Genomic DNA, 25,171 nt, shown 5'->3' with positions numbered 1-25,171 from the left:
ACATTTATCAACTCAAAAATATACAGAGATGAAAAAGAATAGAATATTTTGCTTAATAGCCGGCGTAACATTCCTTGTTGCTGGCTGTAAAGATGCATTTCTCGAAGAAAAAAGAGATTTAGCAGGATATAACGAAGAGGTTTTTAAAGATGCGGCTTTGGCACAAGGCTATGTAGACTATGTTTATGGCTTATTTTTGCCAGCAAACAATGCTCAGGCACTCTCATGGAACCTAGCCACCAATAATGATACTTTCGCAAAAACAACTGATGAATTTGCTGGAGAAACAGATTTTAATAAAGTTTGGGCCAATATCAGTTATGTAAACAGCCATGCACTTAACTATTTTGGTGCTAGATTAACTTCAAGTGTGGTTAACAATCCATATACAAGGTTGAAACAAATTAATATTTTCTTAGCCGAGATTGATAAAAATGGCTTGCCAGAAGACGTTAGAAATAAATTAAAAGGCCAAATGTATTTTTGGAGAGCCTGGCAGTATTTTGATCTGGTTAGGTTATACGGAGGGGTTCCTCTTGCACTATCTCCTCAAGACCCTATAAATGGTGAAGGAACTGCCTTGCAAATTCCTCGAAGTTCTTCTTCGGACTGTATTAAACAAATAGTAGCCGATTTAGATTTGGCACAAACATTATTACCAGGCAAATGGGGCAATTCTGACTGGGGACGCATAACTAGCGGAGCATGTGCCGCGTTAAAGGGCAGAGTATTGTTAACATGGGCTAGCCCGTTATTTAATCGTACTGATGATCTTACTCGTTGGGACGATGCTTACAAAGCTAATTTAGCTGCAAAGACTTTACTTGAAGCTAACGGTGGCGGATTGTTTAAAACAGGTGGAACAGCAGATGGAGTTGCATGGGGAAATATGTGGTTTAGCGAAGTTAATAATCCTGAGGCAGTAATCGTTTACGGCTTTAATAACTTGGCAATTGGAGGTACAACTACTAAAAATAACGGTTGGGAACAGGCCGCTAGATCGAAAGAGTTAAACGGTGGAGGTTCTTTGTCTCCAACAAAAGAATTGGTAGATGCTTTTCCGATGAAGGATGGTAAAATGCCTGGCGTATCTACAACATACGTTTACGATGCGAAAAAATTTTATAAAAATAGAGATCCACGCTTCTATAAAACTTTTGTTTACAATGGTGCTATCTGGCCTTATGCAGGAAACAGTACTTTCAAACAATGGACCTATAAATGGTACAAAACAGCGGCAGAAACTGTTCCAAGTTTAACGACAGAAACTAAAGGCGCTAATGCAAGTGCAGTTTATATCAGTAAGGCTACAGATCCGAATGCCTCAAATGCCAATGGAAATTTTCAACAAAACGGAATGGATTTTATGGAAATGCGTTTCGCTGAAGTTATTTTGAATTTAGCGGAATCTGCTATTGGATCTAACCGTTTAAGTGAAGGATTAGAAGGTATAAAGGCTATTAGAGAACGAGCAGGTGTTGAAAATTTAGATGGCGCTTATGGCTTGGCCGGCTTAACAAGCAGAGATCAACTATTCGGAGCTGTTTTAAAAGAAAGAAACATTGAATTCGCGTACGAAGGAAAGAGATTTTTCGATCTTAGAAGGTGGATGCTTTTTGAAGAAAATTCAGCAACCGCTGCAAGATTAGGTATTACCCCTTTAAACGGAACTCGCCGAAAAGGATATTTTATTACTGTAAAATCTGCTATTGGAGTTAAATATGTAGGAAACAACGATCCATTAATAAAGCCAGCAAGTGGTAATGCGCCAATAATTGACCGCGATCCGGCTACTTATCCTACGCCAAACGGCAGTGCAAATTATGCGGCGTATCTAGATTATTTGTATGATAACATATTTGTAATAACAGTCAAAGATGATTTAGATAAAACAAACCCTGCCGATTGGAAATTTACTTGGTATCCACAATATTATTTCTTTGGTTTAAATGAGAACATTTTAAGTGCATCACCATACCTTGAGCAAACCACTGGTTGGAATAGTATGAAAGGTCAAGGAACTTTTGATCCATTAAAATAATTAACGCTTTTCTCGGCGGTTAAACACCGCTATAATTTTATATATATTTGGTTTGAAAAAAGGAAGCAGCGAGTGCTTCCTTTTTCATTTAAGAATGTTACATTTATATATGAAAATTATTTCTACCTTGTATCGTGGCTAAGATATAACAGTCAGGTTTAAATGTGTATACTGCAGCTATTGCTAATATGATATACTTTTAAGTCAAAATGTTGCACAAAACAACCACATATTACGGTTAACTTTAAATTTTAATATACTTTCTAACCAAAATTTTTTATTTGAACTGACAAAGAAATGAGCCACGTTTATTAATATTTTTTTAGTTAAAGATATTAGCTTCAATTCTTTGCTTTTCTTACGAGCAAAATAATATGAAAAAGAACATTTTAAACCTACTATTTTCATCAGCATTAATACTCTCAGCTGGTTCGGCTTTTGCACAATACCCCAACATTCCGGCTGATGTTAAAAAAGCATCAGATTCAATGATGAAAGCTGCTTATCATCAATCAGATGTTGCTTGGGAGAAAGCTAAGCCCATTATCGAGCAAGAAGCTAAGCAAGGAAAGCCTTATATTCCTTGGGCTGGTCGTCCAACTGACTTGCCTCAATCGGATATCATTGCCTTCCCAGGTGCTGAAGGTGGCGGCGCATATAGTTTTGGTGGTCGCGGCGGAAGAGTTATTGTAGTTAAAAATCTAAACGACAGTGGTCCAGGTTCGTTACGCGATGCCTGTGAACAGGGTGGAGCCCGTATCGTTGTTTTCAACGTTGCTGGTATCATTCGGTTAAAAACGCCGTTAATTATACGTGCGCCTTATATTACTATTGCAGGTCAAACTGCTCCGGGTGATGGCGTTTGCGTGGCTGGAGAATCGGTGTGGTTAAATACACACGATGTAATTGTTCGGTTCATGCGTTTCAGAAGGGGCGAGACCTTTGTAGGTCGCCGCGATGATGCGATTGGTGGAAATCCGGTAGGTAACATTATGATTGACCACGTTTCGGCAAGTTGGGGTTTAGATGAGAATATGTCGATGTACCGCCACATGTACAATGATAGCACGGGTAAAATCGAAGATAAATTAGCGACGGTGAACATCACCATTCAAAACTCGATCTTCTCTGAAGCTTTGGATACCTGGAACCACGCTTTCGGTAGTACCTTAGGTGGTGAAAACTGTACTTTTATGCGTAACCTTTGGGCCGATAATGGTGCCAGAAATCCTTCAATTGGTTGGAATGGAATTTTCAATTTCGCAAACAACGTGGTTTTCAACTGGAATAACCGCTCTACAGATGGTGGAGATTATACAGCGCTATTTAATATCGTAAATAACTATTACAAACCCGGACCGGTTACCAACTTAAAAGAACCGATCAGCTACCGGATTTTAAAACCAGAAAGCGGTCGTAGTAAACTGTCCTATGTGGTTTTCGGTCGTGCTTACGTAGAAGGAAATATTATCGAAGGAAATGAGAAAGTAACTAAAAATAACTGGGATGGTGGTGTGCAGCTTGAAGATAAAAAAGGCGAGCTAATGACGTTTGAGCAGGCTTCTCCATACTTTGCAGCAATGAGGGTGAGAAAGCCCTTCCCAATGGCAAAAATTACCATTTTACCAACTTTACAAGCCAAAGATTACGTACTTACCCATGTTGGTGCTAATTTACCAAAAAGAGATCCGGTGGATACACGGGTAATTAAGCAGGTTACAACTGGTAAAATTGATTTTATTGAAGGGGTAAAGTTACCAGAGAAAGATTTCGAACACCGTCGGTTACCAAAAGATTCTTACAAAATGGGTATTATAACCGATGTAAGTCAAGTGGGTGGTTATCCAGAATATAAAGGTACGCCTTATAAAGATGCTGATAACGATGGTATGCCAGATGCATACGAATTGAAAAACGGATTAAACCCGAAGGATGCATCTGACGCTGCAAAAATTTCGAAAAGTGGTTATTCAAACATCGAAGTTTATTTGAACAGCGTTGTCAATGTTTCAACCGTAAAACCTAACTAATATGCGTAAGTGGAATTCTATTTTTAGCATTGCTGTGTTATGTGGTATCGGAAATGTTGCTTTTGCACAGTACCCGGTTATCCCCGAAGCAATGGAAAAAAGAGCCGATTCACTTTTAAAAAGTATTGAAGAGCAATCGGAATTACAGTTTCTAAAGGTAAAACCTATCGTTGATGCTGAAGCAAAGCAAGGCAAACCTTACATTCCTTGGGCTGCAAAACCAGCCGATTTACCACAATCAAAAATAGTTGCTTTTCCAGGTGCTGAAGGTGGAGGAGCCTACTCATTTGGCGGTCGCGGTGGAAAAGTTTATGTAGTGACCAGTCTGGAAGATTCAGGTAAAGGAACTTTACGTGAAGCTTGCGAACAAGGTGGTGCCCGCATTATTGTGTTTAACGTTGCAGGAATTATCAAATTAAAAACACCACTGATTATTCGCGCGCCATACGTTACCATCGCTGGTCAAAGTGCACCTGGCGATGGGGTTTGTATTGCGGGAGAATCGGTTTGGATTAATACGCACGATGTCGTGATTCGTTACATGCGTTTCCGCCGTGGTGCAACTGACGTTACCCGTAGAGATGACGCAATCGGCGGCAATCCTGTTGGAAACATCATGATTGATCACGTTTCAGCAAGTTGGGGATTAGATGAAAACATGTCTATTTACCGCCATGTTTATGATCCGAAAGACGGTTCTAAACCAGAAAAACTTCCAACGGTGAATGTAACCATTCAAAATTCGATCTTTTCTGAAGCCTTAGACACTTATAACCATGCCTTCGGAAGTACCATTGGTGGATTAAATTCTACGTTCATGCGTAACCTTTGGGCTTCGAATATTGCAAGAAATCCTTCTGTTGGGATGTATGGTGATTTTGGTTTCGCGAACAACGTAATTTTTAACTGGTGGAATAGAAGCGCCGATGGTGGCGATAATGCTTCATTTTATAGCTTTGTGAACAATTATTATAAACCAGGTCCAATAACGCCTGCAGGTCAGCCAATTTCTTATCGTATTTTGAAGCCAGAATCGGGAAGAGATATCAGGTTCAAAAATGAGTTTGGCAAGGCTTACGTAATAGGAAATATTGTTGAAGGCAATGAAAAAGTAACCAAAAACAATTGGGATGGTGGCGTTCAGCCAGAAAGCAAACGTGATATGCAGAAGTTGCTAGATTCTATCCGTGTCAATAAACCACTTACAATGGCAAAAATTTCGATCATCGAAACCAAAAAAGCGTATGAGTATGTTTTAGCAAATGCTGGTGCATCTTTACCTATTCGTGATGCGGTAGACAAGCGTATTGTAAAACAGGTATCAACAGGTAAAATTGAGCATGTAGAAGATGGAAAACTTCCGGCTGCTCAGAATTATGTGAAACGCCGCTTGCCAGCTGATTCATACAAAAAAGGAATTATTTCTGATATTGCACAAGTTGGTGGTTATCCTGAATACAAAGGTAAAGCTTACCTCGATTCGGATAAAGATGGGATTCCAGATGCCTGGGAAACTAAAAATGGTTTGAACCCTAAGGATGCCAGTGACGCAGCAAAAATTTCGAAATCAGGTTATGCCAATATCGAAGTATATTTAAATAGTTTGGTTGATGTAAGTAAGGTAAGGCCTTAAAGGAAGTTGAATTGAAAAGTTTAGCGTGAAAAATAAATAATACTAAGCACCATGTATGACCGTGTCGTCATTGCGATGCACCAAGCAACCATAAAGCGAAGGCTACCGTAGTATGATTGCTTCCTGCCTCGCAATGACCATAAGCGTAAATAGAATAACATTAATGCCAAAAACTAACCACATATATTATTCTAAAGTACTGTCTATTCTGGCCTTACTTTTTTTGTTGATCAGTGTTTCTTTTGCTCAAAAAACAAAACCAGTTGAACCACCCAAACCGCTTTACAAAGGCAAGGATGGCAAATTGGCCTACACTCCTGATGCCGAGGGAAATCGCATTCCAGATTTTTCTTATGCAGGTTACATGGGTGGTGAAAAAGCGATTCCAGATGCCACAATCAAAGTAGTGGTTCCGGTTTCGAAGGGAGATGCCACCATAAGAATTCAATCTGCGATTAATTATGTTTCAAAGTTACCTATCGGGAAAGATGGCTTGCGTGGTGCTATTTTACTCGAAAAAGGAACTTACGAGGTGGCAGGCACCCTGAAAATTTCAGCTTCAGGTGTGGTTCTTCGTGGTAGTGGCTTTGGCGTTGGTGGCACGGAAATTTTTGCAACTGGCTTAGATCGGATTGGGGTAATTAGAATATTGGGCAAAAATGATCGGTCAGAACAAAATCCAGTGGCCATCACCAATAATTATGTTCCTGTAAACGCAAATCAGCTCACCTTGTCTAGTATCAATGGTTTTAAAGTCGGCGATCAAATTTTGATTAACCGTCCATCTACAAAAGATTGGATTGAAACCTTAAAAACTGCTGAGTTTGGCGGTGGCGAGAGTGCTTTGGGCTGGAAACCGGGGACAAGAGATATCCGCTGGGATAGAAAGATCAGGGCAATAAATGGTTCTACAATTACTCTTGATGCGCCACTTACCATCGCATTAGATGCTAAATTCGGTGGCGCAACCGTTTCAAAATATGACTGGAATGGAAGAATCAACAATGCGGGAGTTGAAAATTTAAAAATAGAATCCGATTATCAAAAAGAAAATATTAAAGATGAATATCATCGCTGGACGGCTATTTGCCTTGAGAATGCGCAAGATGCTTGGGTTCGACAGGTTGTTTTTGAACACTTCGCCGGCTCAGCGGTAGATGTTTTAGAAACTTCAAAACGCATTACTGTTGAAGATTGCAAATCATTTGCGCCGATTTCAGAGATTGGCGGAGAAAGAAGAAATACTTTTTTTACCACAGGACAACAAACGCTGTTTCAAAGATTGTATGCTGAATTTGGTTACCACGATTTTGCCGTTGGCTTTTGTGCACCAGGACCAAATGTTTTTGTACAATGCCAATCCTATCTGCCTTTCAGTTTTAGTGGTGCCATAGATAGTTGGGCATCTGGCGTTTTGTTTGATATCGTAAACGTAGATGGGCAAGCCTTAAGTTATTTAAATCGTGGTCAGGATGGGCAGGGTGCTGGCTGGAGCGCCGCTAACAGTGTTTTTTGGCAATGCAGTGCAGCAAGGGTTGATAATCCTCAGCCACCAACCGCTCAAAACTGGGCGTTTGGAACATGGGCACAGTTTTCTGGAAATGGTTACTGGGACATGTCGAACGAACAAATCCAGCCAAGGAGTTTGTATTATGCACAGCTTAAAGATCGATTAGGAAATGAAGTTGAAGGAAGAACATTTTTACTTCCGGTAGAAACCGAGGCTTCGAGCAGTCCACCTGTTGATGTGGCTCAGAAATTAACCAAGTTAGCCTATAAATCTGCGCTAACTATTTCCGGATATATTGATTCGGCAACAGAAAGAAATAAAATCTCTACAGAGTTAAACCAAGCAAAAAGCATTGATAAAATTGGCGTAGAGAAAGTAATTCAACCAATGCTTGCCGAGGCGATGACCGTCAAAAATGGCTGGCTGGTTCGCGGTAACGAAGTGGTGGTGGGCAATCGCCAGGATGTACCCTGGTGGAATGGAAGTGCCCGCCCGTATGGGTTGAAGAAAACTAAATTCCATGCTACGCGTTTCGTTCCTGGTCGTGAAGGAAATGGTCTTACCGATGATTTGAATGAAATTACAGACTCTATGCAAAATGGTTCTGTAAAAGTTTTGGATCATAATTATGGGCTATGGTACGATAGAAGGAGAGATGATCACGAACGCATTCGCAGAATGGACGGTGAAGTTTGGGCGCCATTTTATGAGTTGCCTTTCGCACGTAGCGGACAGGAAAAGGCTTGGGATGGTTTGAGTAAGTACGACATCACAAAATATAATCTTTGGTATTGGGATAGGCTAAAAACTTTTGCAAATCTCGCCGATCAAAAAAGTCTGGTCTTGATTCATCAAAACTATTTTCAGCATAATATCATAGAAGCAGGTGCTCATTATGCCGATTTTCCATGGCGTACGGCCAACAACATTAATAATACTGGGTTCCCAGAACCTGTACCTTATGCTGGCGACAAAAGAATTTTTATGGCTGAACAGTTTTATGATATCAGTAATGAAAATCGCAAAGCGATCCACAAAGCGTACATCAGAAAATGTCTGGAAAACTTTGATGGAAACTCTGGCGTGATTCAACTTATTGGTGCAGAATTTACCGGTCCGCTACATTTTGTACAATTCTGGATTGACACCATTAAAGAATGGGAAAAGGAAACCGGCACGCATCCGATTATTGGTTTAAGTGTAACTAAGGACGTTCAAGATGCAATCCTGGCCGATAAGTCAAGGGCAGATGTGGTCGATTTGATTGATATCAGATATTGGCATTACCAGGCAGATGGAACTGCTTATGCACCTAAAGGCGGCCTTAATTTGGCGCCAAGGCAACATGCCCGTTTGTTGAAACCAAAGAAAACTTCGTTTGAAGAAGTTTACCATGCAGTTTCTGAATATAAGGAGAAGTTTCCAACGAAAGCTGTCATCTATTCAGGCGATAATTACGATTCTCTCGGCTGGGCTACTTTCATGGCTGGCGGTTCACTTTCCAATATTCAAGGGTTTGATAAAAAATTCTTAAGCACTGTTTCCTTCATGAAAGCCTTTCTTCCTGGCGGGAAATCTGCCGGGCAATATGGATTGGAAAATACAGGCAAAGCCTACATTTTGTACAATGCATCAGGCGAATCAATCGATCTCGACCTCAGTAAAGTGGCTGGGAAGTTTAGTATGAAAGTTTTAAATACGCGAAACGGAAAGATCCTGAAAGAAGAAAAAATAAACGCAGGAGCAATTGTAAAACTAAATAAGGTCGGAACGGGCGATGAGGTAATCATCATCAACAAAATTTAATAGATGAATTTAAAATTTAAACTATCTCTGGTTTTCTTAGTATCAATCCTGGCATTTGGATGCAAGGATAAACCACATTTTGGTGATAAAAGTCTATTGATTTCTGAAAATGGAAGATATTTTTCTACCGGAGATGGAAAACCTTTTTTTTGGTTAGGTGATACGGGTTGGTTATTATTTAGTCGCTTGAATCGGGAAGAAACCAATACTTACCTGGAAGATAGAAAACAAAAAGGTTTCAATGTCATTCAGGTGATGGTTTTGCATGATGTGGCCGCTAAAAATATTTATGGCGATTCTGCTTTGGTGAATAAAGATGTTTCTAAACCAGTTTTAACCGAGCAAAACGATTATAAAGATTCTACTGCTTACGATTATTGGGATCATATTGATTATGTGGTTGACAAAGCTGCTGAAAAAGGACTTTATATGGCACTTGTTCCAGTTTGGGGAACAAATGTGAAAGAGAAAAAAGTAAATGAGGCTCAGGCAAAAAAGTATGCTGAATTCCTTGCAAAAAGATACCGTGATAAGTGGAACATTATCTGGTTAAATGGTGGTGACATAAAGGGAACTGACGGTTTAAAGGTTTGGAATGCGATTGGGGAAGCGCTGCGAGCAAATGATCCAAATCATTTGATCACTTTTCACCCAAGGGGCAGAACGGCCTCTTCGGCTTGGTTTCACGATGCAAAATGGAATGATTTTGACATGATTCAATCTGGCCACCGCCGTTATGAGCAAGATACCTCAGCAAAAGAAAAATTGCATTATGGCGAAGACAACTGGAGATACATTGAAAGCGATTATAAACTGAAGCCAGCAAAACCCACCATTGATGGTGAACCGTCATACGAAGATATTCCGCAAGGATTGCATGATGTTACACAGCCACGCTGGAACGACGCTGATGTAAGAAGATATGGCTATTGGTCGGTTTTTGCCGGAGCCTTCGGCTACACTTATGGCCATAATTCGGTGATGCAGATGTACAAAAAAACTGATTTGAAACCTGCTTACGGTCCTAAAGATCAGTGGATTACCGCAATAAACGCTCCGGGAGCACAGCAAATGAAGTTTTTGAAAGACTTAATTTTATCACGTTCTTATTTTGATCGGGTACCTGATCAAACAATGGTTGCAGAAACCAATGGAGAACGATATGATAAAGTTTTAGCCACACGAGGAGAGGAATTCGCGATGTTTTACACCTACACCGGTAAGACTTTTAGTGTGCAGCTTGGCAAAATAGATGGAGATGAGGTGAAGGCTTCGTGGTACGATCCACGGACAGGAAAATTCACAACAATTGGTGAGTTTGAGAATAAGGGAACAAAAGAATTCAATCCGCCAGGAGAACCTGCAAATGGTAATGACTGGGTTTTGGTTTTGGATAAGGTTTAAAAGTTTGGTTTGTCGCTAGTGCGAGGTTCAAGGCAAAGCCTTAAATGGTTTGTTAGGCCGGTCGTCATTCCCAATTTAGTTGGGAATCTTAAAGCGATTGCAACCATTACTTGGCTATTGCATTAAGATTCCCGCCTACGCGGGAAAGACGGAGTTAAAATAAAAAATAATAAATGTTTAAAGCAAAGTTCATATCAACATTACGTTTAGCCATCATCGGACTGTCGTTGTGCGGATTAACATCTTGTTCAAAACAAGGGTATCTATTTACTTCGTTCCATGAACCAGCAACTGATGGTTTACGCTTTTTATACAGTTATGACGCTTATCATTGGACAGATTTAAATGAAACTTTCTTAAAACCGGAAGTTGGTACACAGAAAGTTTTACGCGACCCATCCATTGTACAAGGACCAGATGGAACTTTTCATTTAGTGTGGACATGCAGCTGGAAAGGCGACAAAGGTTTTGGTTATGCCAGCTCAAAGGATTTGATTAACTGGAGCGAGCAGAAATTTCTTCCGGTAATGGAAAGTGAACCTAAAACGGTAAATGTTTGGGCACCAGAAATTTTTTATGACAAGGAGAAAGCCGAATTCGTAATGATCTGGGCATCAACCATTCCATTCCGTTTTGCTAAAGGTATTGAAGAAGAAGAGAATAATCATCGGATGTACAGCGTCACCACCAAAGACTTTATCAATTTCTCAAAACCTAAATTGTTTTTAGATCCTGGTTTTAGTGTAATTGATGCGGTAATTGTGAAACGGGCCGCAAAAGATTATGTTTTGGTGTTGAAGGATAATACCCGTCCCAACAGAAATTTAAAGGTAGCTTTTGGGCAGGATGCTTTAGGTCCTTATAAAGATGTTTCAGAAACTTTCAGTCCTAAGCTAACTGAAGGGCCAACAGTGGTTAAAGTGAAAAACGATTGGTTGATTTATTTTGATGCTTATGGCCAAAAAATTTATTCAGCTTACAAAACATCAGATTTTAAAAACTTTAAAGATGTGACTTCGGAGGTGTCGGTACCAGAAGGACATAAACACGGAACCATTATTAAAGTAAAAAGGAAAGTGATTGAAGGATTGAAGAAATAAAAGGACTTTCGGTTGGTGTCTCACCAGCCGAAAATAAAATTCGTCTTTGCGAGGTACGAAGCAATCCTAAAGCGTTGGCATGAAATGAGAAAACCTCCGTTGTAAGATTGCTTCGTTTCGATGACAAATCGAAAACTCGCAATGACGGCAAAATAAAAGAAGAATGAAATTGAATAGGCTATATATCATCTTATCACTTGCACTTGCATTGTCAACATCGCAAGCACAGGATACAGTACGCTACACCGGGAAGACTTTAGTGAACGCAGATTATCATCATGGACAACTTTCGCCGGTTATGGGGGTTCATAATATTCAAACTTTTAGAGCGAATAGAGAACACCCGGAATTAGCTGAAAACTTTGGCTGGACCTATAACCATGCACCAATGTTGGCCTATTGGAACAATAAATTTTACGTAGAATACTTAAGTGATAAGGTTGGCGAAAGTATTCCGCCAGGGCAAACTCTATTGCAATCCTCACCAGATGGTTATACCTGGACTAAGCCAGACGTAATTTTTCCTATTTACAGAATTGCGGATGGTACCACCAAAGAAGGCAGAACCGATGTGGCTAAAGATTTAGATGCGGTAATGCATCAGCGCATGGGTTTTTATGTTTCAACAAAAAATGTATTTCTGGTTCTGGGTTTTTATGCAATCAGTTTTGATGCTAAAGACGACCCTAACGATGGCCATGGAATTGGTAGAGCAGTTCGCGAAATTCAAGCTAATGGAAAGTATGGTCCCATTTATTTTATTCACTACAATCCTGGTTACACAGAGAAAAATACCAAATATCCATACTTTACAAAGAGTAAAAATAAAGCTTTCGTTGCAGCTTGTAACGAGTTATTGGCCAATAAGCTAATGACGCAGCAATGGAACGAAGAAGCAGATAGGAAAGATCCGCTAATCACTTTGCAAAAACAGTATAAAGCTTTCAGTTATTATCACTTGCCTGATGGCAGGGTGGTTGGTCTATGGAAAAATGCATTGACCGCGATTAGCACTGATAACGGAAAAAGCTGGCCTGAGAGTGCCTTTCGAGCACCAGGTTTTGTAAACAGTAACGCCAAAATTTGGGGTCAAAAAACTGCTGATGGCAACTACGCAACAGTTTATAATCCCTCGGAATACCGGTGGCCTTTAGCCATATCAACCAGCAAAAATGGTTTGGATTATACCAATTTGCTTTTGATAAATGGCGAAATTACCCCGATGCGGTATGGTGGAAACTACAAATCTTATGGTCCGCAGTATGTTCGTGGTATTATCGAAGGAAATGGAAAACCCGCCGATGGAAAATTATGGGTAACCTACAGCATGAACAAGGAAGATATCTGGGTTTCATCAGTTCCTTTACCTGTTAATGATAAAGCTACGCAACATGTTAACGATGATTTCGATAAACTTTCTAAAGAAAAAGCACTAGAAAATTGGAATATTTACAGTCCGCTTTGGGCAGCTGTAAAAGTTGAAAATGGTGCTTTGGTTTTAAGAGATAAAGATCCCTTTGATTATGCAAAAGCCGAGCGTTTATTTCCTGTATCTAAAAAAATAATTACTTCATTTTCGGTTACGCCAAAACAAAACGATTTCGGTTTACTGGAGATTGAATTGCAAGACGCAAAAGGAACGGCAAGTGTTCGTTTGACATTTGATACCGCCGGAAATTTAAGTGGAAAAGCTGGCGCCCGGTACAAAAATTTCATGAAATATGAGGCTGGAAAAAGTTACGATATCAAATTGAAGTTAGATGCACACACCAGATTCTATTCGCTTACCGTTAATGGAAAAGAAACTTCACTAAGTTTAGCTTTTCAGCCTGTGGCTGATGTTTCTCGTATTGTTTTCCGAACTGGAGCTGTTCGTCGCTTTCCAAACGTGGATACACCTGCCGATCAGACTTACGATTTGAAAAATGCAGGAGAATCTGAGAAGAAAGAGGCTATCTATTCGATTAAATATGTAAAAACGGAAGGGTTTTAAGATGGGGAATATTGATAAACACATCGTCATTGCGAGGAGGCACGACAAAGCAATCTCATTAGATCAATCAGATTGTTTCAGCTCGCACCAGCCCGGCTTGGCAATGACGACCGCCTCACCATCATTGCGAGGAACGAAGCAATCTTTCTTGACATTAGTTCTACTTGTACTTTCTTTTTCTGCCAACGCCAAAATTCTTTTGCCGCAAATTTTATCGAGTAATATGGTTCTGCAGCGAGATAAGCCCATCAACATCTGGGGATTTGCTTCACCAGATGAAAAAGTAGAGGTTACTTTTGCAGGACAAAGAACGCAAGCCATAACGGATAAAAATGGCAATTGGTCTGTGTTATTATCACCATTAAAAACTTCTGCACAACCTCAGACGATGACGATTTCAGGCACTAACAAAATTGAATTGACGAATATTTTAGTCGGTGAAGTTTGGCTATGTTCCGGTCAATCGAACATGGAATATCAAATGCGTAAACTGGCGAAAATTCCTAAACCAAAAAATGAGAAACTGCGTTTTCCTGCAGATGCGGTAGAAAAGGCCAAGAATCAACAGATCAGGATTTTCCTGGTCAACCGCAAGCAGTTGACAAAACCCGATTCTATTCATAAAAGTTGGGCCGTTGCAGAAGATTCTGCTTTAAGGGCATTTTCGGCTGTAGGTTATTTTTTCGCGAAAGAAATCCAAGAAAAATTGGGTATTCCGGTTGGAATGATTTCTTCTGCTGTTTCTGGCAGTGCCATTGAACCCTGGGTTTCTCCGGAGGCTTTTGCGCAGGAGGAATACTTCAAAAATAAAAAGGTAAGCAACGACCCAGGCAAGTTTTATACACCAATGATTGAGCCGCTAACCAAGTTTAAAGTCCGCGGTTTTTTGTGGTACCAGGGAGAGACCAACTGCTTTTTAAATGAAACCATTAGTTATTCCTACAAGCTTAAAACATTGGTTAACTTATGGAGAAAGGCCTGGGGCGAGCAACTGCCTTTTTACTACGTTCAGATTGCACCTTACGATTATAGCACGCAAAAAAGCGATAGAGTTGTACTCACGCCAGATACGGAACCTAATTTTTGGGAGGCTCAACAGCAAGTTTTACTTTTGCCAAATACAGGAATAATTGCAACTTCTGATTTAAATGACAACGGAGCAGATTTGCATCCAACCTACAAATGGGAGGTGGGAAGGCGTTTAGCACTTTTAGCTTTAGGCAAAACATACAATCAGAAAATAGAGTTTTCCGGGCCGGTTTATAAAAGCGTTGGTTTTAAAAACAATATGGCTATTATGGATTTCGATTATTTAAGACCGATTGCAGGTAACATTATCACTGGTTTTACTATCGCAGGCAGTGATGGAAAATTTGTTGTAGCCAAAGCTAACATTAGAGAAGGAAAAGTGATCGTTTCTTCGAATGAAGTTCCTAATCCAAAAGCAGTACGTTACAATTGGACAGAAAACCCTACTGGTAACTTATATAGTAATGGTTTACCTGCACTACCTTTCAGAACTGATAATCCTTTAACCAGCCAATTTAAAACCAATTAATGAAACTCAGATTTATACTTTTCTTTTGTTCGATTATGTTGTTTGGTGTTGCAAGTGCGCAGCAAACGGAAAAATTATATCTTTCTGGAATGGGAAATGATGATACTGTGAACTGGGATTTTTTCTGTACTGCTGGTGCAAATTCGGGTAAGTGGACAACCATTCCAGTACCTTCTAATTGGGAATTACGGGGTTTTGGTAAATACAACTACGGCTTTAATAAGGAGGAAAACAAAGGAAAGGAAGAGGGACTTTACAAGTATAAATTTAAAGTTCCGGGCAACTGGAAGAGTCAGCAAATCAATATTGTCTTTGAGGGTTCGATGACGGATACCGAAGTTAAAATAAATGGAAAATTAGCAGGAGCTGCGCACCAGGGTTCTTTTTATGTGTTTAGATATAATATTTCCAACCTGGTTAAACTTGATGGTGAGAATTTACTGGAAGTGAAGGTTTCAAAACATTCGGCAAATAAATCAGTAAACGAAGCAGAGCGTAAAGCTGATTTCTGGATTTTTGGCGGGATTTTCAGGCCTGTTTATCTCGAAGCTTTGCCACAAACACATTTTGAAAGAATGCAAATCGATGCTAAAGCCAATGGAAACTTAAACGCTCAGGTGGCCTTTGCTGGTGATGCCGACAAAGTTGAAGTGGAGGTTTTTTCTAAAGATGGGAAACGTTTTGGTGACAGATTTACTACTGCGGTTAAAAAAGGAACTCAAAAATTGACGTTAAACCAGCAGTTTTCTCAGCCAGAACTTTGGTCCTCAGAATTTCCAACCCTTTATACAGCCATCTTTTCGCTCATTAAAAAAGGGAAAATCATCCATCAGCTTTCTAAAAAAATTGGTTTTAGAACAGTAGAAGTAAAAGAGCGTGATGGCGTTTATGTAAATGGAGTTAAAATAAAATTCAAAGGAGTAAACAGGCATTCATTTTATCCGACATCAGGCAGAACAACAAGTAAAAAAATAAGCATTGCTGATGTTGAGCTCATGAAAGAAATGAACATGAACGCAGTGCGCATGTCGCATTATCCTCCAGATGGCCACTTTTTAGAGGTTTGCGATTCGCTCGGTTTATTTGTGATGGATGAATTAGCTGGCTGGCATGGCACTTACGACACGCCCACAGGCACAAAATTGATGAAAGAAATGATGCTGAACGATGAAAATCATCCATCAATTATATTCTGGGCAAATGGAAACGAGGGTGGACATAACCGCGAACTCGATCATCTTTTTGCTGAAGAAGATATTCAGAAGCGGCCATTGATTCATCCATGGGAAGTTTTTTATGGATTTGAAACCACACATTACCGTGAATTCAATTACGGAATAGGAAATTATGATCATGGGCATAATATTTTAATGCCAACAGAATTTTTGCATGGTATGTGGGATGGCGGACATGGCGCTGGGATAGAAGATTATTGGAACGCGATGTGGAACAACCCGCTTTCAGCAGGTGGTTTTCTTTGGGATTTTGCCGACCAGGCCGTTGTTCGTACAGATAAAAACGGGGAACTGGATACGGATGGAAATCATGGTCCCGATGGTATTGTTGGTCCTTACCATGAAAAGGAGGGCAGCTTCTTTACCATTAAGGAAGTTTGGAGTCCTGTTTTTGTTGAGAAAAGAGAGATGACCGCTGGTTTTGATGGCTCCTTTTTATTGGAGAACCGTTACACGTTTACGAACCTTAATCAATGTACTTACGAATGGAAATTGAGAATGCTTAAGTCTGGTGGAGCTGATGCTGAATTTAAGGCCGGTAAAGCAGATGCGCCAAACATTAAACCTTTTGAAAAAGGAAAATTGCAAATCAATCTTCCTGCAGATTGGAGAAGTTTTGATGCGCTTTACCTCACCGTAAAGGATGTTTATGGCAAAGAATTATTTACCTGGAGTTTCCCGATTACCTTGCCAAAAGCTGACGCAGATAAAATAGTGGTAACCACTGGGCCATCGAAAATAATTTTAAAGGAAGATGCGAAATCGTATCAGGTGTCGGCAAATGGTATTGACTTCATATTCAATAAAACAACAGGATTATTGCAACAAGCTAAAAATTCAAATGGTGTAATTCCGTTTACAAACGGACCTGTATTACAGGAAGCTGAAAACAACTTCAAAAATTTTACCACTAAAATGGATGGTCAAAATCTGGTAATTTCATCCAAATTCGATAAGAAAGAAAGCTGGAATACTTTACAGTGGACAATTTATCCTTCTGGATGGTTAAAAATGGAGGTTAAATATTTTCCTTCGGCCTATTTTACCACATTTGTTGGATTAAATTTTTCGTATCCTGAAACGGAGATGAAAAGTGTAGAATATAAAGGCAATGGGCCTTACCGAGTTTGGAAAAACAGGATGAAAGGGCAGCAGTTTGGCATCTGGAAAAAGGATTATAACGATTCGGCAACTGGCGAACCTGGCTGGCAATATCCTGAATTTAAAGGTTATTATTCCAACATGTATTGGTGTGAATTTGTTGGAAAACAACAATCTTTTAAAGTGGTAACGGATAGAGAAGACGTATTTTTAAGGTTATTTACACCAAAGAAATCGAAAGATACCGAGTGGGATAATATGAGCCCGACATTTCCAAACGGCGATATTTCTTTTATGAACGGAATCTCGGCAATAGGAACCAAAACGCAGAAACCAGAAACCACCGGACCAATGGGAATGAAACATGTATTTTATGATTTTGATAAGGACCAAAGTAGGGCATTGGATATGACTTTGTATTTTGATTTTTCAGGGAAGTAGGAATTAGGGAATTGACAATTGAGAATAGGTAAGATGACTAATGGTTAATGGAGAGTTGCAAATAGGCGTTAAATTTATATCAATTTCCTATTTTCTACTCTCTATTTTCCCAATTAAACATAAATGAACATTAAAATCTACATAGCGATAATCAGTATTTGGTTACTACCATTAACAAAAGTGGTGGCGCAAGTTTCTTTGCAGAATACAACCTGCGAAATGCTCGAAAATCCACTTGGAATCGATGTTCAAAAACCTCGTTTTGCATGGCATATTATTTCAAAAGACCGAAATGTAATGCAGACCGCTTATCAAATATTGGTTTCATCAACTGCAGAAAAACTAAGTGCAAATGAAGGCGATTTATGGGATTCGCAAAAAGTTAATACGGCAGAATCAATTCATATAAGCTACAATGGAAAGCCATTAAAAAGTAGAGCAAAGGCATTTTGGAAGGTAAAAGTTTGGACAAGCGCGGGTCAAAGCGAGTGGTCTACACCAAATTATTTTTCTATGGGCCTGCTGTACTACAAAGATTGGCCAAAAGGTTGGATCGGTTTCGACAGGGCATTTGCCTGGGATAATATCAAGACTGACTCACGCCTCTCGGCAAGATATTTTAGAAAGGAATTTCAAAATACCAAGCAGGTTAAAAGCGCCACTGCATCTATCATTGGTTTGGGTTTGTACGAGCTTTTTATCAACGGAAAAAAAGTGGGAAACGACGTTCTATCGCCATCCCCAACTGATTACACCAAGAATGTAAAGTACAACACTTACGATGTAACCAGTTACATCAAAAACGGGAAAAACGCTGTTGGTGCGATATTGGGTAACGGACGTTTTTTCGCCATGCGCCAGAATGAAAAGCCTTATAAAATAAAAACATTTGGTTTCCCGAAGATGCTGATGAATATCAACATTGTTTATACAGACGGGAGCACGGCAAATATTGATACTGATAATAGCTGGAAAGGTACTGCCGATGGCCCTATTAGAACGAATAACGAATACGACGGTGAAGAATATGATGCGACCAAAGAAGCAGCTGGTTGGAATACAGTGGGTTTTGATGATAGCAAGTGGCTGAAAGCGGAATTTGTGCAGGAACCTAGCGGAGTGATTGAGGCTCAAATGAATGAGAATATGAAGGTGATGAATACCTTGAAGCCGGTTTCAATTTCGAAACTTTCTGGTGGAAGATATATTCTTGACATGGGGCAAAACATGGTTGGTTGGTTGCAAATAAAGGTTAGAGGACTAAAAGGGAAGCAAATCAAAATGCGTTTTGCTGAGTCGTTGCAAGACAACGGAGAACTCTTTACGGCCAATCTTCGCAATGCGAAATGTACAGATTTGTACACTTTGAAGGGTGGGGAAACCGAAACCTGGGAGCCCACGTTCACTTACAGGGGCTTTAGGTTCGTAGAACTTTCGGGATATAGTTACCAACCATCAGTGAATGATTTTGTTGGTAAAATGGTTTACGACAATATGAAAACTGTTGGAACTTTTGAAACTTCGAATGTCTTAACCAATCAGATATTCAAAAATGCCTGGTGGGGAATTGCAGGAAGCTATAAGGGAATTCCGGTTGATTGTCCGCAACGCAACGAGCGTATGCCATGGTTGGGCGATAGAGGCGCAGTAGCTTATGGTGAGAATTTCTTGTTTGATAATGGCAGGTTTTATGCTAAATGGTTACAGGATATTAGAAATTCGCAAAAAGAAGATGGTGCAATTCCTGATGTTGCGCCTGCTTTCTGGCGTTATTACAGCGATAACATGACTTGGCCAGGGGCAATGCTTCTGGTAACAGAGATGCTTTACAAGCAAACCGGCGACGTATCTCCTGTTCGCGATAATTATCCGGCGATGAAAAAATGGCTTTCTTATATGCAAGATCGCTACATGAAAGATTATATTTTAACTAAAGATAGTTACGGCGATTGGTGTATGCCGCCCATTACAATTGAATTTGGGCGAGGCAAAAGTGCTGATAAAAAATATCCTTCTGAATTGATTTCAACAGCATATTATTACCACTTTACAAACCTGATGATACAATTTGGAAAAGCAATTGGTAAGGAGGACGATGTAAAAACCTACGAAGTTTTGGGAGAGAAGATCAAAAATGCTTTCAATGAAAAGTATTATAATCAGCAAGGATATTATGCTACAAATGCTTTGACCGATAATATTATTCCGCTTTACTTTGGCATGGTTCCGAAAGATAAGGTAGAGACTGTTTTTAGAAATATCACCCACACTGTTGAAGTGACCAATAAAGGGCATTTAAGTAATGGTTTGGTGGGGATTCAATGGTTAATGCGTTGTTTGAATGACTATGGCAGACCAGATCTCGCCTATACCGTTGCTACCCAAAAAAGCTATCCAAGTTGGGGTTACATGGTCGAAAATGGTGCCACTACTATTTGGGAATTATGGAATGGTAATACAGCAGATCCGAAAATGAATTCGCAAAACCATGTGATGATGCTTGGCGATTTACTGATTTGGTATTATGAAAACCTTGCAGGGATTAAATCTGAAAGTGCTGCTTTTAAACAGATCACGATGAAGCCTGAAATGATTGAAGGGCTCAACACTGTAAATGCCAGTTATAATTCAATTTATGGCATGATCAAAAGCAATTATAATAAAACAGGAAACACCTTTACCTGGAGTTTAAGCGTTCCGCCAAATACAACGGCAATGGTTTATATTCCTGCAAAAAGCAAAAGCGAGGTTTCGGAAAAGATCAGATCAATAAAAGATTTGAAATTTGTTAAAATGGAGAATAACCGGGCGATTTATGAGATAGGTTCGGGTGACTATGAATTTGTAGCGGATGGGAAGTAGGAGATGGGGAATAGGGAAAAGGAAATGGGAGATAGAGAGTGGAGAATAGGAAGTAAGAGAATAAAAAAGAAAACAGATCGTCATTGCGGGGCACGAAGCAATCTTAAAACGATCGCCATGCGCTAAAATTCTTCTTAGCTCGTAATTACTAAGTTGATAGAGCAATTAAAAATAGAAACCTATAATTAATAGAATGATGACAAAGATTTTAAAACCGATAATGATATTGTTGATGCTGCTAACCACAGTCACTTCCTTCAGCCAAGCACAGGATGCGATTGCTAATGCAGAAATTCTGACTAAGGCGAAGGAGTGGGTTTCAGCATTAAACCTAACAGATGCTGCTAAAAAAACAGCCGTAGAAAACCTTATCGCCGTTCATTTAACGGCTGTGAGAGATTGGCATAACAACCATCCTTCATCAACTGTTCCAGATGGAATCAATCCGGTTACTGGAAGCAAATTGACTGATCTTGATAAACAGATTATTGCCGATTCTGCTATGCCCTCAACCGTTCATCAATCTTTAATGGATGGTTTAAACAAAAACTTATCTGCAGAACAAGTAGAGGTAATTCTAGACAAATACACCATTGGTAAAGTCGATTTCACAATGAAAGGTTACAAAGCCATCGTTCCGGATTTGACTGCGGATGAAGAGGCTAAAATTTTGGGTTTTATGAAACAGGCAAGAGAACAGGCTGTCGATTATAAAAACATGAAACAGATTTCTGCCATTTTCGAGATTTACAAAACCAAGTCAGAGCAAATGTTAAACAATAATGGTCGCAGTTGGAGAGCCCTTTACAGCGCCTATACCAAAAAAATAAAAGAAGAGAAAGCGAATAAATCTAAAGCAGGGAATAGGGAATAGAAAGGATTCGAAACTATTCAGAATTTTCTATTCTCCATTTACCCCAGAACAAAAAAAAACTATGTTAAAAAGAAAGATATACATCACACTAGGAATTGCATTAGCATTAGGGTTAAGTGCCAATGCACAAGTTGAAAAGTGGCAAAAAGGGGTGGTAAAGCAAGAATTCCTCTACGATCAGGCGCCGTTTCCATCCTGTCATTCAGCAACGATTGTTGAAACACCAACGGGCTTGGTTGCTTCCTATTTCGGAGGAACAAAAGAGCGGAACCCTGATGTTGAAATTTACATCAGTCGTTTTGTAGAAGGAAAATGGTTAGCGCCGGTATCAGTGGCCAATGGTGTTCAACCCGATGGGAAAAGATTACCTACCTGGAACCCGGTTCTATATCAAATTCCGGGAGGAGACTTAATCTTATTCTATAAAATCGGCCCTAAACCATCTGAATGGTGGGGGTTGATGAAAACTTCGAAAGACGGCGGAGTTACCTGGTCGGATGCTACCAAATTGCCAGATGGTTATATTGGCCCGGTGAAAAACAAACCTGTTTTACTAAGTAATGGAAATCTATTTGCGCCCTCAAGTAGGGAAGGTGATGGCTGGAAGATCCACTTTGAGGTAACTAAAGATAATGGCAAAACATGGAGAACGGTTGGCCCTTTACCAGAAAATGGCATCAAAGCCATTCAGCCAAGCATTTTACAACATGGAAACGGTAAGCTGCAAATTTTAGCCAGAACAGCGAACCGGGCTATTGTTGAATCATGGTCGGAAGATAACGGCGAAAGCTGGTCTCCTTTAACGAAAACCTCATTGCCGAATAATAATTCTGGCACAGATGCAGTAACGATGAAAGATGGTCGGCAGGTTCTGGTTTACAATCATGTTTTGCCTCCTGGCGATTTAGCCAAGGGTCCGCGAACTCCATTAAACGTTTCGGTCTCTAGAGATGGAAAAAACTGGTCTGCAGCTTTAATTTTGGAAGATTCACCGATTAGTCAGTATTCCTATCCTGCCGTAATTCAAACATCGGATGGTATGCTTCATTTCATTTACACCTGGAGAAGGCAAAAAATAAAACACGTGGTTGTAGATCCTTCTAAGTTGAAATTGAAAAAAATTGAGAATGGCGTTTGGCCGAAACTTAACGGCTATGCAGCACCGGTGATTACAGAAACGAAAAACGAAGAGCCATGAGAGTAGGCAAGTTTGCATTTATTCCAACCGTCATTTCGACCGCAATGGAGAAATCTTTTAAATCAGTTTCACAGAGTTCTAAGCTATCGGCGAAAACAATGGGAATTGTTATTTTTTTATTGTTGTTTACAAAATTATCTGCCCAAACGCAGAATACCGATAACCTTTACAAAAAACCATTAGTCGACGTTTTAAAAGAAATCCAGACGCGATTTAACGTTCAGATTAAATATTCTGAACCACAGGTTAAAGACAAATGGCTGAACTATGCAGAATGGCGTTTTCGTGCTGATGTAGATGAAACACTAACAAACGTTCTTGCTCCTTTGGATATGAAGGTAAACAAAGAGAAACCAGGCGTTTACAAGTTGAAAGAATACGAATATTACCGATGGGAGCCAAAAGACGGCTGGGCCTACCTGGATACGCTGGCAAAAAAATACAGCGACAAAAGCAGTTGGGAAAAACGGAAGGCTGAGATAAAGCCCGAGCTTTACAAAGCCTTGTTACTCTCCCCTTTGCCAGCAAAACTGAATTCAAAACCAATCACTACAGCGAAGAGAGTTTTTGATGGCTATTCGGTAGAAAATATTGCTTTGGAAATTTTGCCTGGGGTTTGGATCAATGGATCACTTTATAAACCGCTAAATGTTAAAGGCAGAATCCCTGTAATTCTCAGTCCTGATGGTCACTGGGAAAAACAGCGTTACAGAGCCGATTGTCAGCTTCGTTGCGCAACGATTGCACGTATGGGAGCAATGGCTTTCAGCTACGATTTATTTGCATGGGGCGAATCGATGCTGCAGTTTAAATACGAAGACCACCGCCGGAGTTTAGCCCAAACAGTACAAACTTTGGGCGGAATTAGAATCCTCGATTATTTTTCTTCTCTCAAAGAAACAGACACTAGCAGAATCGGAATTAGTGGTGGTTCGGGAGCTGGAAGTCATTCGATTTTAATGACCGCAATGGACGATAGAATTAAATTAAGTGCACCTGTGGTGGCCATGTCATCCTATTTTTACGGTGGTTGCCCATGTGAAAGCGGAATGCCTATTCATCAATGCGGTGGCGGTACGGACAATGTAGAGTTAGCGGCAATGGCAGCACCACGACCACAACTTTTGGTTTCAGATGGTAGCGATTGGACGGCCCACACACCCGAACATGATTTCCCTTACCTGCAAAAAATGTATGGATATTATGGGGTGAGCAACAAGGTTGAGAATGTTCATCTTCCATCGGAGAAGCACGATTTTGGGATAAATAAACGCATTGCCCTCTACGATTTTCTGATTAAAAACTTTAAACTGAATGGCAGTTTGGTAAAAGATAAAGCAGGGAAATATGATGAAAGCAAAGTGACCATCGAAAAAGAAAATGCCCTGTATGTTTTTGGAGATAAAGGCGAAAAGTTACCAAAAAACGCAGTGATGGGATTTGAGAACTTGGAAAAATTATTTCCCTTAAACGCAACGAGATAATGCAAATGCAGCAGAACAGACGAACTTTTATCGCCAACGTAGTCCTATTAACGGGCGCCGCATTAATTCCTGATCAGCTACTTTTAGCTGCCGAAAAAGTGGGTAAATACAAAGTTGCTGTAATTGATTTAATGATTTTGAAGCGTCAGAAAATTAGTGCTTTGCCTCTTGCAAAAGAGATAGGCGCAGATGGACTGGAAATCGATATGGGCGGTCTCGGGAATAGGGAAACCTTTGATAACAAGTTGGCCGACCCGAAAGTGCGTCAAGAATACCTTGATAAAGCGGAAGAATTGAACCTGGAAATTTGTTCTTTAGCAATGACGGGTTTCTATGCGCAATCCTTCGCAACACGGCCTACTTATCAAAAAATGATTCAGGATTGTTTGGATACAGCAAAGGCAATGAACGTAAAAGTGGTATTCTTACCGCTGGGTGTTCAGGGCGATCTTGTTAGAAACCCTGAATTGCGCGAACCTATTGTAAGAAGGCTAAAAGTTGCTGGCAAGATGGCCGCAAAAGCGGGTATTGTGATCGGAATTGAGACAGCTCTTGAGGCCACAGCGGAACTCAAATTACTTAAAGATATTGGATGCAAATACATTAAAAGTTATTTCAATTTTTCCAACCCGATTAAAAATGGGAGAGATTTACAGCAGGAATTGAGAATACTGGGCAGAAAAAATATCGTTCAAATCCATGCTACAAATGACGATGGAGTTTGGTTACAGAATGATTCAAAGATTGATTTAAAGCAGGTAAGGGCAACGCTGGATGATATGGGTTGGAGCGGATGGCTGGTTGTTGAGAGAAGCAGAGATGCAAGCCAACCTACAAATGTGAAATATAATTTTAGTGCCAATACCAGTTACCTTAAGTCCGTTTTTCAAGCGAAATAATT

14 protein-coding genes are annotated in these 25,171 nt (G+C 39.9%); all 14 read left to right on the top strand.

The window, feature by feature from the left end; translation table 11 throughout:
* Window positions 1-28 precede the first annotated feature (28 nt).
* The 14 genes from OQZ33_RS20120 to OQZ33_RS20055 all read left to right on the top strand — a co-directional run bounded on the left by OQZ33_RS20120 (window position 29) and on the right by OQZ33_RS20055 (window position 25,169).
* Window positions 29-2,041 (top strand): RagB/SusD family nutrient uptake outer membrane protein, encoded by a 2,013-nt coding sequence (locus OQZ33_RS20120; protein ID WP_265801156.1) that lies wholly within the window; start codon window positions 29-31, stop codon window positions 2,039-2,041.
* Window positions 2,042-2,415: 374 nt separating this feature from the next.
* The gene (locus OQZ33_RS20115; RefSeq protein ID WP_265801155.1) at window positions 2,416-4,071 is read left to right on the top strand and encodes a pectate lyase family protein; all 1,656 of its coding nucleotides are present in this window, start codon (window positions 2,416-2,418) and stop codon (window positions 4,069-4,071) included.
* Window position 4,072: 1 nt separating this feature from the next.
* Window positions 4,073-5,704 (top strand): pectate lyase family protein, encoded by a 1,632-nt coding sequence (locus OQZ33_RS20110; RefSeq protein ID WP_265801153.1) that lies wholly within the window; start codon window positions 4,073-4,075, stop codon window positions 5,702-5,704.
* Between the two features lie 163 nt (window positions 5,705-5,867).
* A complete protein-coding gene (locus tag OQZ33_RS20105) occupies window positions 5,868-9,020 on the top strand; it encodes a DUF6298 domain-containing protein (RefSeq protein ID WP_265801152.1) in 3,153 nt (1,050 codons plus the stop codon).
* A gap of 3 nt (window positions 9,021-9,023) precedes the next feature.
* Window positions 9,024-10,424 carry a glycoside hydrolase family 140 protein gene (locus OQZ33_RS20100; protein ID WP_265801151.1) on the top strand — a complete coding sequence of 467 codons (1,401 nt, stop codon included), beginning with the start codon at window positions 9,024-9,026 and terminating at the stop codon, window positions 10,422-10,424.
* A 173-nt stretch (window positions 10,425-10,597) separates the two neighbouring features.
* The gene (locus tag OQZ33_RS20095) at window positions 10,598-11,524 is read left to right on the top strand and encodes a glycoside hydrolase family 43 protein (protein WP_265801150.1); all 927 of its coding nucleotides are present in this window, start codon (window positions 10,598-10,600) and stop codon (window positions 11,522-11,524) included.
* A 163-nt stretch (window positions 11,525-11,687) separates the two neighbouring features.
* On the top strand, window positions 11,688-13,517 hold the full coding sequence (locus OQZ33_RS20090; protein WP_265801149.1) for a six-hairpin glycosidase: 1,830 nt from the start codon (window positions 11,688-11,690) through the stop codon (window positions 13,515-13,517).
* Window position 13,518: 1 nt separating this feature from the next.
* Entirely contained in the window at window positions 13,519-15,075 is a 1,557-nt protein-coding gene (locus OQZ33_RS20085) for a sialate O-acetylesterase (RefSeq protein ID WP_265801148.1), read from the top strand.
* On the top strand, window positions 15,075-17,852 hold the full coding sequence (locus tag OQZ33_RS20080; protein WP_265801147.1) for a glycoside hydrolase family 2 protein: 2,778 nt from the start codon (window positions 15,075-15,077) through the stop codon (window positions 17,850-17,852). The genes OQZ33_RS20085 and OQZ33_RS20080 overlap by 1 nt, the downstream gene beginning before the upstream one ends.
* Before the next feature lie 123 nt (window positions 17,853-17,975).
* On the top strand, window positions 17,976-20,714 hold the full coding sequence (locus OQZ33_RS20075; RefSeq protein ID WP_265801146.1) for an alpha-L-rhamnosidase: 2,739 nt from the start codon (window positions 17,976-17,978) through the stop codon (window positions 20,712-20,714).
* Window positions 20,715-20,907: 193 nt separating this feature from the next.
* Window positions 20,908-21,588 (top strand): DUF3826 domain-containing protein, encoded by a 681-nt coding sequence (locus tag OQZ33_RS20070; protein WP_265801145.1) that lies wholly within the window; start codon window positions 20,908-20,910, stop codon window positions 21,586-21,588.
* Window positions 21,589-21,649: 61 nt separating this feature from the next.
* Window positions 21,650-22,786 (top strand): sialidase family protein, encoded by a 1,137-nt coding sequence (locus OQZ33_RS20065; RefSeq protein WP_265801144.1) that lies wholly within the window; start codon window positions 21,650-21,652, stop codon window positions 22,784-22,786.
* On the top strand, window positions 22,783-24,270 hold the full coding sequence (locus OQZ33_RS20060) for an acetylxylan esterase (protein WP_265801143.1): 1,488 nt from the start codon (window positions 22,783-22,785) through the stop codon (window positions 24,268-24,270). Before OQZ33_RS20065 ends, OQZ33_RS20060 begins: the two co-directional genes overlap by 4 nt.
* Entirely contained in the window at window positions 24,270-25,169 is a 900-nt protein-coding gene (locus tag OQZ33_RS20055) for a sugar phosphate isomerase/epimerase family protein (RefSeq protein WP_265801142.1), read from the top strand. Before OQZ33_RS20060 ends, OQZ33_RS20055 begins: the two co-directional genes overlap by 1 nt.
* The last annotated feature ends 2 nt before the right edge of the window (window positions 25,170-25,171 follow it).

The sequence above is a fragment of the Pedobacter sp. MC2016-05 genome (assembly GCF_026239735.1).
GTDB lineage: Bacteria > Bacteroidota > Bacteroidia > Sphingobacteriales > Sphingobacteriaceae > Pedobacter.
Note: the sequence above shows the minus strand (reverse complement) of the source record. Positions and strands in the feature narration are given on the sequence as shown.